Below are 13,025 nucleotides of genomic sequence, written 5' to 3'. Positions count from 1 at the left end.
ATTATGCTGTAGTTAATGAAAAAGGTTAGATCATTTCAGGAGTAGATTACGTGCAAGAACGACGTCGCTTCCAACGTATCGAATTTGACGCCCAGAGCGAAGTAAGAACCCCCGAATGCAGCTGGCCGATCAAGCTGATAGACATCTCACTTAAAGGCATACTGGCGGAAATTGAGATCACACCTCTGCTTGAGCCCGGCGACAGAGCAGATATTGTGATTCACCTTGCTAATAACATTGTGATCACTATGCCGGCAGTTCTGAAACATCAGGAAGCCGATCACCTTGGCTTTGAAGCAGAAAATATGGATCTGGACAGCATATCTCACCTGCGCCGCCTGGTTGAACTCAACCTGGGCGACGAAGAGCTACTGGAGCGCGAACTGGATCATCTGATCCACATCTGAACCTGGCCTGCTGCTCAGATAGCCTCCAGCGCCTCAGACAGACGACTGACGCCTACCACTTCCATCCCTTCAGGTGACTGCTTTGGCGCGTTGGCTTTAGGCACGATTGCCCTGGTAAAACCATGTTTAGCCGCCTCGCGAATCCTTTCCTGACCATTAGGCACCGGACGAATCTCGCCGGATAACCCCACCTCACCGAAGACAATCAACTCCTGCGGTAACGCCCGGTCCCGAAAACTGGAAACAACCGACAGTAATAACGCCAGATCGGCGCTGGTTTCCAGCACTTTTACACCGCCAACCACGTTAACAAAGACATCCTGATCACCGGTTTGCAAGCCACCATGACGGTGCAATACCGCCAGCAACATCGCCAGCCGGTTATGTTCCAGACCAACCGCAATCCGCCGCGGATTATTCATATGGCTCTGGTCAACCAGGGCCTGCACTTCAACCAATAATGGCCGCGTACCTTCCCAAACAACCATCACCAGACTACCAGGACTCGGCTGATCGCCACGGCTTAGAAAGATCGAACTGGGGTTCTTTACTTCTTTCAGTCCGGTCTCGAGCATGGCAAATACTCCCAGCTCATTTACTGCACCAAAACGGTTCTTATGACTGCGCAGAGTTCTGAAACGACCATCGCTGTCACCTTCCAGCTGCAACGAACAATCGATCATGTGCTCCAGCACTTTTGGCCCCGCCAGAGAGCCATCTTTGGTGACGTGCCCGACCAGAAACAGTACCGTACCGGTCTGTTTAGCAAAACGGGTCAGATAAGCAGCAGCCTCCCGCACCTGGGAAACACTGCCCGGCGCCGACTGCACATCTTCGACGTGCATCACCTGGATGGAATCCACCACCAATACTTTCGGCTTAAGCTGTTCCGCGGTTCGGCACAACTGCTCGACACTGGTTTCCGACAGCATTTTCAGATTCTGACTGTTAATACCCAGGCGATTAGCCCGCAACGCAACCTGCTGCAACGACTCCTCGCCGGTAACATAAAGCGCCGACATCTGCTGCGCCAGATGACACATTGTCTGCAGTAGCAGAGTACTTTTACCAGCTCCCGGATGACCGCCTATCAATATGGCTGAGCCCGGCACTAAACCGCCACCAAGGACCCGATCCAGCTCGTTGGAGCCCGATGCAAAACGAGGCATCTCAGCCAGATTTACTTCTGACAGATCCTGTATCTGAGACTGAGAGGCAGCACCGGTGTAGCCCTCAAAGCGAGCGTTTCGGGCACCTGTTGATTTACTACTACCAAGGCGAACCTCGGTCAGGGTATTCCACGCATTACATGCAGTACACTGACCCTGCCATTTGGTGTAATCAGCACCGCAATCATTACAGACGTACGCGGTCTTTACCTTCGCCATCGGGGCTCTCCTTATTTAACTCCGGCTATTCTACCCAAAGCCGGTGAGTGCTTGTACAAAAGATGGCTTTATTTATTCCCCCGAAGGTCTACAATCGAGCGTTACGTAACTAACGATCTAACTAAAAAAAACGTATCAAAATAGTTTTTGAGGATTCGCGAATGAAACTGGAAACCATTGCCGTTCATGGCGGTTACAACCCGGAAGAAACCACTAAAGCAGTAGCAGTACCGGTTTATCAAACAACGTCATACGCTTTCGATAGCGCCCAGCACGGCGCTGACCTGTTTGACCTCAAGGTACCGGGTAATATCTACACCCGTATCATGAACCCGACCAGTGACGTTCTGGAACAACGTGTCGCGGCAATGGAAGGTGGCGTAGCGGCGCTGGCCGTCGCTTCAGGCATGGCAGCTATTACCTATGCAATCCAGACCATCGCAGAAGTCGGCGACAACATCATCGCTACCAGCGAGTTGTACGGAGGCACCTATAACCTGTTCGCCCACACCCTGCCGCGTCAGGGTATCGAAACCCGCTTCGCCCTGAAAGACGATTTCGCGGCAATGGAAGCACAGATTGATGACCGCACACGCGCTATCTACTGCGAATCAATAGGCAACCCATCCGGTGGCATCGCCGATATCGAGAAACTGGCGGAACTTGCGCACAAACACGGCCTGCCACTGATCGTCGACAGCACAGTTGCCAGCCCGGCCCTGTGGCGCCCGATCGAGCATGGTGCTGACATCGTGATCCAGGCGGTAACAAAGTATATTGGCGGCCACGGCAACTCCATTGGCGGCGTTATCATCGATTCCGGCAACTTCCCGTGGGCTGACAATGCCGATCGTTTCCCTCTGCTTAACACTCCGGATGTTTCTTATCATGGAGTGGTTTACACCGAAGCATTTGGCCCCGCTGCCTTCATCGGCCGCTGCCGTGTAGTACCTCTGCGTAATACCGGTGCAGCGCTGTCACCAATGAACGCTTTCCTGCTGTTGCAAGGCCTGGAAACCCTTACCCTGCGCATGGAACGGATCTGCGAAAATACGCAGAAAGTGGCTGAGTACCTGGAAAATCACGAGCAGGTAACCTGGGTTAACTATGCAGGCCTGGAAAGTCACAAAGATCATGCGCTGGCGAAGAAGTACATGAATGGCCAGGCATCCGGCATCCTCAGCTTCGGACTGAAGTCCGGTCGCGAAGGAACCCGTCAATTCTACGATGCGCTGAACGTATTCCTGCGCCTGGTGAATATTGGTGACTGTAAGTCGCTGGCCTCAATCCCGGCAGAGACCACTCACCGTCAGTTGAATGATGAAGAAATGAAGGCTGCAGGGGTTACACCTGAGATGGTTCGCCTGTCGGTTGGTATCGAACATATCGACGACCTGATCGCCGATCTCGATCAGGCTCTGCAGGCAACTGTTCAGTAAAACTGCGATCTTTTAGTTAACAAAAGATTCAGATAGCAAAAGGCCCCGATTTCGGGGCCTTTTCTGTTTCAGATAACTAAACAGCTCTAATTAAAAAGCTTGCGCATCTTGTCCCACAAGGAACGGGCGTTATGGCCTTTTTCTGATGCCACGGCCAGTTCCCGCAGTTTCTCAATCTTATTAATCGCGACCTGATACTCATTATCCACATCATTCAGGCTGCAGGCATTAAACTCCAGGTCATTCATCAGACCATCGTTCAAACCATAGACCCAGCCATGCACGGCGACTTCCTGACCATTAGCCCAGGCCTGCTGCACGATCGTTGTTTCACAGACATTGTAAGCCTGCTCAATGACATTCAGTTCACATAACCGATCCAGCTGTTGATGGGAATGATCCCAGGCTGACAACAGTGTCCGGTGTTTATTGTAAACATTCCGGATATGCCGCAGCCAGTTATCGATCAAACCGTGTGGAGTGCTTTCGATAGCGGCTTTAACACCACCGCAACCGTAATGCCCCACCACCATGATGTGCTTAACCTTGAGCACTTCTACCGCGTACTGAATCACCGACAGACAGTTCATATCGGTATGGACCACCAGGTTAGATACATTACGATGCACGAACAGCTCACCGGGCATCATATCCACAATTTCATTCGCCGGCACCCGACTATCGGAACAACCTATCCACAGATACTCCGGCGCCTGTTGCTGGGCCAGTGTTTCAAAGAATAGCGGATCTTCCTGATTAATCTTTTCCGCCCACTTACGATTACTTTCCAGTAGTTCTGTCAGTCTTTTCATCTTAGGTGTCTGTCAACAAGTCCTGTTACACAATAAAAGAGGGCGATATGCCCTCTTATTAAAAATTCTTGTGTTAGACGTGATACTTCGCACTTAGTTCATGCACCGCATCAACAAATATTTTCGGCTGATCCGGATCAACAAACTGATGGATACCATGACCCAGGTTGAAGACATGGCCGGAACCGTTGCCGTAACGCCCCAGTATATCGGCTACCTCAGCACGGATACGCTCCGGCGTGCCGTACAGTACGCTTGGATCCATATTACCCTGCAGTGCCACCTTATCACCGACCCTACGTCGAGCGTCATCAATATTGGTAGTCCAGTCCAGACCCAGGGCATCTGCTCCGGCTTCAGCCATCTGCTCCAGCCACTGACCACCGTTCTTAGTGAACATAATCACTGGCACTTTACGGCCATCGTATTCACGGATCAGGCCATTTGCGATCTGCTGCATATACTTGAGCGAGAACTCCTGATACATAGGACCGCTTAATGCACCGCCCCAGGTATCAAAGATCTGTACCGCCTGAGCACCACTGCGGATCTGCTCATTCAGGTAATCGGTCACAGACTCAGCCAGCTTACGCAGCAGTTCATGCAGCACTTCAGGTGTCGCATACATCATCTTTTTAATATGACGGAAGTCCTTGCTGGAACCACCTTCAACCATGTAAGTCGCAAGCGTCCACGGACTGCCAGAGAAACCGATCAGCGGCACCCTGCCATTCAATTCACGACGAATCTCTTTCACCGCGTTCATCACGTAATCAAGATCGGACACTGAGTTAGGTACAGGCAGCGCTTCTACATCAGCTTCGGTGCGAATAACCTTCTTAAACTTAGGCCCTTCACCCTCTTCAAAATAAAGCCCCAGCCCCATTGCATCAGGAATCGTCAGGATATCAGAGAACAGAATCGCGGCATCCAGCTCATAACGCTCCAGAGGCTGAATCGTCACTTCACAGGCCAGCTCTTTATTCTTACACAAGCTCAGGAAATCACCTGCCTGAGCGCGGGTAGCACGATACTCCGGCAGATAACGGCCGGCCTGGCGCATCATCCATACCGGTGTAACATCGACAGGCTCGCCCATCAGCGCGCGCAGAAAACGATCATTCTTCAGTTCAGCCATTACGTCTCTCAACTTAATCGGTCAATTCAATTCTAAAATATGTCCGCATTTTACATGGTTCGGGACAAAACTGCCTCTATTCCAGATCATAAAAAAGGCCGCATTAAGCGGCCTTTTTCTTATCCGTTCGGCTTACACCTTCAGGTAATCCATAATTCCTTCTGCGGCTTTGCGCCCTTCATCGATAGCCGTAACCACCAGATCGGAACCTCGCACCATATCGCCACCGGCAAAAACTTTGTCGTTGCTGGTCTGGAATGCGAAGCGCTCATCTGCAGAGGTCTTGATCCGGCCATCCTGTTCCAGCTCGATGCCGAAATCCGTAAACCATGGCGCCGGGCTTGGACGGAAGCCGAAAGCAACCAGCACAGCGTCAGCAGGCAGCACTTCTTCACTACCGGAAACGACTTCAGGACGACTGCGACCATTTTCATCCGGCTCACCCATCCGGGTAGTGATCACTTTAACGCCGGTCACTTTGCCCGCTTCACCGACAACCTCTACCGGCTGACGGTTAAACATGAACTGTACACCCTCTTCCCGGGCGTTCTCGACTTCACGCTTGGAACCTGGCATGTTCGCTTCATCACGACGGTAAGCACAGAATACATTCTGCGCACCCTGACGGATCGACGTCCGGTTACAATCCATCGCCGTATCACCACCGCCGAGTACAACAACGTTCTTACCTTCAACGCCGATGTAGTCCGCCGCGTCTTTTTCGTAACCCAGACAACGATTCACGTTAGAGATAAGGAACGGCAGGGCATCGTAGACACCGTCCAGGTCTTCGCCCGGGAAACCACCCTTCATGTATGTATAAGTACCCATACCAAGGAAGACAGCATCGTACTGCTCAATCAGCTCCTGCATCTGGATATCTTTACCGACTTCAGTACCAAGACGGAACTCAACACCCATATCAGTAAAGATTTCACGACGGCGAACCATCACGTCTTTATCCAGCTTGAACTCTGGTATACCAAAGGTCAGCAAACCGCCAATCTCAGGGTGACGATCAAACACTACCGGCTTAACACCGTTACGCACCAGGATGTCGGCACAGGCCAGACCCGCAGGACCAGCACCGATCACCGCAACCTTCTTATCGGTTGCAGTTACTTTGCTCATATCCGGACGCCAACCCATAGCAAACGCGGTATCGGTAATGTGTTTCTCAACGGAACCGATAGTCACTGCTCCGAACTCATCGTTCAGGGTACAGGCACCTTCACACAAACGATCCTGTGGGCAAACCCGTCCACAGACTTCTGGCAGCGAGTTGGTCTGATGACTCAGCTCTGCCGCTTCGATGATGTTGCCTTCCGATACCAGCTTGAGCCAGTTCGGAATATAGTTGTGCACCGGGCACTTCCACTCACAATATGGATTACCACATTCCAGGCAACGGTGTGCCTGGGTGGATGCTTCATCAGCCTTAAACGGCTCATAGATCTCAGCAAATTCCTGCTTACGCACATCTGCTTCTATCTTACCTGGCCCCTGGCGCTCTACTTCCAGAAACTGAAAATCATTACTTAGACGTTCAGACATATTCCTACCCCGTCCACCGGCGCCTGCCTTACGGCAGGCACACTATTAACTTAACACCTGATCGATGAACCTATTATTCCGGGCGTGAACGCATGTCAGTTAACAGCGCCCCCAGACTTGCCGCTTTCGGCTTAACCAGCCAGAAACGACCGATGTAATCATCGAAGTTTTCAAGAATCTGTGCACCCCATACACTACCGCTCTCGTCAACGAAACCAGTAATCACAGTACGCAGGTGGTTCTTGTATTCTTCCATGTGGTGCGGAGCCACACGGTGGATCTCAACCAGCTCGTGGTTGTACTTATCCACAAAGGTGTTATCCATATCCAGTACGTAAGCAAAGCCGCCGGTCATACCTGCACCGAAGTTGTATCCGGTCTCACCCAGCACAGTTACCAGACCACCGGTCATGTATTCACAACAGTGATCGCCGGCACCCTCGATTACGGCATGGCAACCGGAGTTACGTACGGCGAAACGTTCACCAGCGCTACCCGCTGCATACAACTTACCGCCGGTAGCTCCGTACAGGCAGGTATTACCGATAATCGCGGTTTCGTTACTGGCAAAAGTAACAGCATCAGGCAGACTGATAACGATCTTACCGCCAGCCATACCCTTACCAACGTAATCGTTAGCATCACCTTTCAGATACAGTTCCTGACCGCCAGCATTCCAAACGCCAAAGCTCTGACCGGCATGACCGGTAAAGTTAAAGCGGATAGGCGCATCGGCCATGCCCAGGTTGCCGTGAACTTTAGCAATAGCACCGGAAGTACGGGCACCCACAGAGCGGTCACAGTTAGTAATAACCAGCTCAAACGCTGCGCCAGACTTATCATTGATAGCCTGCTGCGCCAGTTCTGCCATTTTAGTATTCAGCTCTGCCAGATCGTAAGGATCGTTTTGCTCAACTTCACATGTCTGCGGATACTCAGCCGGAATACCTGCATCACTGATCAACGGTGACAGATCGAGCTTCTGATGCTTCGCGTTAGTACCGTCCAGTAGCTCCAGCAGATCAACCCGGCCAACCAGTTCCTGCATCGAGCGCACACCGATTGACGCCATCCACTGACGGGTCTCTTCTGCAACGAAGCGGAAGTAGTTCTTAACCATCTCAACGGTACCGTTGTAATGCTTGTCACGCAGAACATCGTTCTGAGTAGCAACACCGGTGGCACAGTTATTCAGGTGACAGATACGCAGGTACTTACAACCGACAGCAACCATCGGCATAGTACCGAAGCCAAAGCTTTCTGCACCCAGGATCGCCGCTTTAACAACATCCAGACCAGTCTTCAGACCACCGTCTGTTTGCAGACGGATCTTGCCGCGCAGATGGTTACCGCGCAGGGATTGGTGAGCATCAGCCAGACCAAGTTCCCATGGCGAACCGGCATAATGAACAGAAGTCAGCGGACTCGCTGCAGTACCGCCATCGTAGCCGGAGATAGTAATCAGATCAGCATAGGCCTTGGCAACACCACAAGCGATAGTGCCAACACCCGGACGGGATACCAGTTTCACCGATACCAGACCAGCAGGGTTAACCTGTTTAAGATCGAAGATCAGCTGAGCCAGATCCTCAATCGAGTAGATATCATGATGCGGCGGTGGTGATATCAGAGTGACACCAGGGACCGCAAAACGCAGACGGGCGATCAGGCTGTTTACCTTACCACCCGGCAGCTGACCACCTTCGCCCGGCTTAGCACCCTGGGCAACTTTGATCTGCATAACTTCAGCGTTTACCAGATACTCCGGCGTTACACCGAAACGACCGGAAGCAACCTGCTTGATCTTGGAACGCTTATTGGTTCCGTGACGGGCTGGATCTTCACCACCTTCACCGGAGTTAGAACGGCCGCCAAGCGAGTTCATCGCCATTGCCAGACATTCGTGTGCTTCAGGGGACAATGCCCCCAGAGACATCGCAGCCGAGTCAAAGCGCGGGAAAATATTCTCTACCGGCTCGACCTCAGACAAAGGAATCGATTTAGCACCCTTTTTCAGGGACATCAGGTCACGGATAGTCGCAACACCCCGCTGATTAACCAGGTCAGCATACTGCTGATAATCCGTCGACTCACCACTGCGTACGGCAGTATGGATAGTACGGATCACATCCGGGTTATAAGCGTGATATTCACCACCGTGGACATACTTAAGCAAACCACCCTGCTGAATCTTCTTACGCGCAATCCAGGCATCCTCAGAAAGCATCAGCTGATCTTGCTGGAAGTCCTCAAAGTCCGCGCCTTTTATTCGGCTGGTAACACCGGTAAAGCACAGACCAACAACATCTTCGCTGATACCGACAGCTTCAAACAGCTGCGCGCCACGATAAGAAGCGATAGTTGAGATCCCCATCTTAGAAAGGATCTTCATCAAGCCCTTATTGAGACCCTTACGGTAGTTCTCATGACTGTCCAGCCAGTCCATCTGTAACTCGCCGGTCGCACACAGATCAGTCAGTACACGGTAGGCAAGGTATGGGTAAACCGCCGTCGCACCAAAACCAAACAGCACCGCAAAGTGATGAGGATCACGAACGGTACCGGATTCAACGACGATGTTAGCATCGGCACGCAGACCTTTATTGATCAGGCGGTGATGCACTGCGCCGGTTGCCATAGCAGCATGAACCGGCAGCTTACCCTGAGCGATATTGAAATCGGACAGGATAATAATAACCTTGCCCTCGCGAACCAGTTGTTCGGCCTGATCAGCAACCGCTTCAACAGCCGCTTTCAGATCGATCTGTTGCGGATCGTAGTTCAGATCGATAGTCGCAACGCCAAAACCTTCTTCGGTATTGTTTTTCAGACGCAGAAACTTACTTGCCGACAGCACAGGCGTGGTCAGAATCACACGGCGAGCATGCTCAGGTGTCTCTTCGAATACGTTGCGCTCGGCACCAACACAGGTTTCCAGCGACATCACAATCGCTTCACGCAGCGGATCGATTGGCGGGTTAGTTACCTGGGCAAACTGCTGACGGAAGTAATCATAAACAGAGCGCACTTTAGACGACAACACCGCCATCGGCTTGTCATCACCCATGGAGCCCACCGCTTCCATAGCGGTTTCACCCAGTGGACGCAGTACCTGATCACGTTCTTCAAAAGTGACCTGGAACATCTTCATATGAGTCTTCACTTCTTCCGGCGTCATTTCGCAGAAAGATTGTGACTCTTCAGTCAGGTTCATGGTCTGCTCGAGTGGCAGAGCATTTTCCCGCATCCACTTCTTGTATGGCTGAGCCTTCTTCAGACGATCATCAACATCAGCGGTATGCAGTACTTCACCGGTCTGAGTATCGATAGACAGGATCTGTCCCGGACCAACACGACCCTGGGAAACAATATCCTCAGGCTTGTAATCAAATACGCCTATTTCAGAAGCGGTACAGATGTAACCATCTTTAGTCATAACCCAACGCGATGGACGCAGACCGTTACGATCCAGCATACATACGGCGTAGCGACCATCGGTCATTACCATACCGGCCGGGCCGTCCCACGGCTCCATATGCATGGAGTTATAGTCGTAGAAAGCGCGCAGTTCAGCGTCCATAGTATCGACATTCTGCCAGGCTGGCGGAACTATCATACGTGCGGCACGGTACAGGTTCATACCGCCGACCATCAGGAATTCCAGCATATTATCCATGCTGGAAGAGTCAGAACCGGTGGTGTTTACGATCGGCTGTAGCTCATCAACATTAGGCAGCATCTCAGTGGCAAACTTGCTGGAGCGGGCACGTGACCAGTTACGGTTACCATCAATGGTATTGATCTCACCGTTATGTGCCAGCAGCCGGAATGGCTGCGCCAGAGGCCAGCGAGGGGCCGTATTGGTAGAGAAACGCTGGTGATAAGTACAGATCGCTGTCTCAAGACTCTCATCACCCAGATCTTTATAAAACACCGGCAGATCCACCGGCATAGTCAGACCTTTATAGGAGATAACAGTGTCAGACAGACTACAGATGTAGAAATCCTGATCGTCAGCCAGTGCATTTTCAGCCTTACGGCGCGCCGTATACAGGCTGATAGCAAACTCACGCTGAGTTGTATCAGTTGTTATGAATACCTGCTCAATTGTTGGCAAGGTATCTTTTGCGATCGGGCCCAGACAGCTCTCATCTGTCGGCACTACGCGCCAGCCAGCGACAGTCAGCCCCTGAGCTGCCAGTTCAGCATTTAGTTTATTACGCGCTGCATCAGCTTGTGCAGGCTCTTTGGACAGGAAGACCATGCCTACTGCATAGTTGTCTCCCAACTCGACACCCAGCTCACTTTTCGCAGCCGCTCGCATAAAAGCATCCGGCTTTTGCATCAGTAAGCCACAGCCATCGCCTGTCTTACCGTCTGCTGCGATCCCACCGCGGTGAGTCATACAGGTTAGAGCTTCAATCGCCTTCAATAGCAAGTCGTGGCTTGGCTCACCCTGCATATGGGCCATCAAACCGAAACCACAGTTATCCTTGAACTCGCCAGGACGAAATAGACCTTTGCTCATAAAACGAATCCCACCCAATATTCTTTAATTATCAGTATATTACCGCCATCGATTTCCAGCTGTAGTTGCGCTTACAGGGAAAAAGGGACAGGTATTTTACACAGCGAGGGTATGAAGGACAAATTATAAGCAACACAGAAGATATTTTTGTTTCGGTAAGCAATACCGAAAATAACTATTTGATAGCGGAAAGATCAGCCTGAATCCCCTGAACAGAGCGTGCCCAGGGACGTAATTTGCGCAGAGCCTGTGGCAGATTTTTACTTGCAGAAACAGCAGCTTTACGACTTTTATATTGACCATAAACCACTACGAACCAAGGCTTTTCTTTATACGTAGTAGCAAATATATAAAATTTTTGTGGCTGCTGCTGTCGGGCGATAAAATCACGGGCACTTTTTTCAACCGCAGCCCCAAGCACCTGGAGCGTGTAGCTGGTTTTAGGCCAGCTTAACAAAGCCTTTGCGTCTCCCGCCTGAACCTTGCTCTCTGATACCTTATCAGCCACAACAATAGCAGGTGCAGGTGCAGGTGCAGGTGCAGGTGCAGGTTGAACAGTCTTAGTCACCACGGTTTCGGCAGGAACCGGCACTGCAGGCGCAGGCTTTCTGATAACAACAGATTCAGATGAAACATCGCCAGGAACCTCATCAGCGACAACCTCAGTCTTGGGAGAATCTTTTAGAGAAGCAACTTCAGGCGCTTTAAGCTCATCCGCAACTTTTACCTCAACAGCCTCTGCAGTTGACGAACCTGATTCAGCCTGATGCGTGAACGAACCTGGCTGATTAACCTTAATCTCTGACACCGGTTCAACAATATCAGCTACCTCCACCTGACTCTGTGCCACAGACACATCCAGCTGCACGAGAGTTCTTTCCTGATCACCACCACCTGCCGGCCAGTACTGCCATAACGATGCTGCTAATACACCCAGCAGCACTACAACAACACTGACCAGGTGCAACTTAGGTAGCCCGGTCCGGGCAGGTGGTTTACTTACACTACCAGAGCGGAACAAGGATTCAACGGCACTATTGAGTTGCCCAGGATAGCCCTCGGCAGACTCACATACCTGGCGCAACTGCTTATCAGACAATGATGCAGCGGCACTATATCTCTGTTGCAGATAACTGCGGGACTCTGCCTCAGAAAAAGGCGGTAACTGTTGATGATGAGTTTGCCCTTCAAGCAGATCGAAGTCATGATCCTGACTGAGCTTCTGCTGCAGTGCGGGCAGCCCCAGCAACATAAGGTGAGGCTTCAACGCTGCACCTTCCGCATCACTCAACAACTGCAGCAAGAAGCTCAGGGCATCCGCACCGAGCTGCTCTGCGTCGTCGACCATAACGACCCACTGGATACGCTCTTGCGCCATCATCGATGCGGCTTGGTAGATCTCGCTCAACAACCGCTCTCGACCAGCATCAGGCTCGACACCAGGCACCAGCTGAAGCGCAAGCTGCTGCAGCATGGCATCGAGTTGTCCGTGACTCGACCCTGATATACGACAACTTCTCAGCGTAGTATCTGTTTCAGCTGAAACAAGCTGATCCAGTAAAGTCGTTTTTCCTGCTCCTTCAGGGCCTGTTATTAATAACAAAAAGTCACTGAAACGAACCAGGTGCTGCAGCTTTTCAACAAGCTGCAGGCGCGATCCGGGTTCAAAAAAGAAACGTTTGCGCTTCTCAGCGGACTCAAAAGCCGCTTCCAGCACCTGCTGATTCGTCTGAGCAATCGCCATCGTCTCCCCCTCAAG

General features: G+C 51.5%; 8 protein-coding genes. 2 read left to right on the top strand and 6 right to left on the bottom strand.

Annotated elements, in window-relative coordinates; all coding sequences use genetic code 11:
- Nucleotides 1-50: 50 nt before the first annotated feature.
- A complete protein-coding gene (locus ACQUQM_RS20625) occupies nucleotides 51-407 on the top strand; it encodes a PilZ domain-containing protein (protein WP_432471751.1) in 357 nt (118 codons plus the stop codon).
- Nucleotides 408-421: 14 nt separating this feature from the next.
- Here the strand turns inward: ACQUQM_RS20625 and radA are convergent, their stop codons facing one another.
- Complete coding sequence (gene radA, locus ACQUQM_RS20620; RefSeq protein WP_432471750.1) at nucleotides 422-1,795, bottom strand: DNA repair protein RadA; 1,374 nt, start codon at nucleotides 1,793-1,795, stop codon at nucleotides 422-424.
- 161 nt (nucleotides 1,796-1,956) lie between these two features.
- Here radA and ACQUQM_RS20615 point away from each other — a divergent pair, with 161 nt between their 5' ends.
- Nucleotides 1,957-3,234 (top strand): O-acetylhomoserine aminocarboxypropyltransferase/cysteine synthase family protein, encoded by a 1,278-nt coding sequence (locus ACQUQM_RS20615; protein WP_432471749.1) that lies wholly within the window; start codon nucleotides 1,957-1,959, stop codon nucleotides 3,232-3,234.
- Between the two features lie 86 nt (nucleotides 3,235-3,320).
- Here the strand turns inward: ACQUQM_RS20615 and can are convergent, their stop codons facing one another.
- From can to ACQUQM_RS20590, 5 genes are all read right to left on the bottom strand, one after another.
- Nucleotides 3,321-4,046, bottom strand: coding sequence for a carbonate dehydratase (gene can, locus ACQUQM_RS20610; protein ID WP_432471748.1), 726 nt, complete (start codon nucleotides 4,044-4,046; stop codon nucleotides 3,321-3,323).
- Between the two features lie 73 nt (nucleotides 4,047-4,119).
- Nucleotides 4,120-5,184 (bottom strand): uroporphyrinogen decarboxylase, encoded by a 1,065-nt coding sequence (gene hemE, locus ACQUQM_RS20605; RefSeq protein WP_432471747.1) that lies wholly within the window; start codon nucleotides 5,182-5,184, stop codon nucleotides 4,120-4,122.
- Between the two features lie 132 nt (nucleotides 5,185-5,316).
- The gene (locus ACQUQM_RS20600) at nucleotides 5,317-6,738 is read right to left on the bottom strand and encodes an FAD-dependent oxidoreductase (protein WP_432471746.1); all 1,422 of its coding nucleotides are present in this window, start codon (nucleotides 6,736-6,738) and stop codon (nucleotides 5,317-5,319) included.
- Between the two features lie 73 nt (nucleotides 6,739-6,811).
- Nucleotides 6,812-11,266 (bottom strand): glutamate synthase large subunit, encoded by a 4,455-nt coding sequence (gltB, locus tag ACQUQM_RS20595; RefSeq protein WP_432471745.1) that lies wholly within the window; start codon nucleotides 11,264-11,266, stop codon nucleotides 6,812-6,814.
- A 175-nt stretch (nucleotides 11,267-11,441) separates the two neighbouring features.
- Nucleotides 11,442-13,010 carry an SPOR domain-containing protein gene (locus ACQUQM_RS20590; protein WP_432471744.1) on the bottom strand — a complete coding sequence of 523 codons (1,569 nt, stop codon included), beginning with the start codon at nucleotides 13,008-13,010 and terminating at the stop codon, nucleotides 11,442-11,444.
- Between the last annotated feature and the right edge of the window lie 15 nt (nucleotides 13,011-13,025).

The organism is Amphritea sp. HPY (assembly GCF_050870985.1).
Taxonomy (GTDB): domain Bacteria; phylum Pseudomonadota; class Gammaproteobacteria; order Pseudomonadales; family Balneatricaceae; genus Amphritea.
Note: the sequence above shows the minus strand (reverse complement) of the source record. Positions and strands in the feature narration are given on the sequence as shown.

Coding starts and splice junctions, on each gene's coding strand:
- radA (WP_432471750.1), bottom strand. CDS start 1,795: ATGGCGAAGGTAAAGACCGCGTACGTCTGTAATGATTGCGGTGCTGAT.
- ACQUQM_RS20615 (WP_432471749.1), top strand. CDS start 1,957: ATGAAACTGGAAACCATTGCCGTTCATGGCGGTTACAACCCGGAAGAA.
- can (WP_432471748.1), bottom strand. CDS start 4,046: ATGAAAAGACTGACAGAACTACTGGAAAGTAATCGTAAGTGGGCGGAA.
- hemE (WP_432471747.1), bottom strand. CDS start 5,184: ATGGCTGAACTGAAGAATGATCGTTTTCTGCGCGCGCTGATGGGCGAG.
- ACQUQM_RS20600 (WP_432471746.1), bottom strand. CDS start 6,738: ATGTCTGAACGTCTAAGTAATGATTTTCAGTTTCTGGAAGTAGAGCGC.
- gltB (WP_432471745.1), bottom strand. CDS start 11,266: ATGAGCAAAGGTCTATTTCGTCCTGGCGAGTTCAAGGATAACTGTGGT.
- ACQUQM_RS20590 (WP_432471744.1), bottom strand. CDS start 13,010: ATGGCGATTGCTCAGACGAATCAGCAGGTGCTGGAAGCGGCTTTTGAG.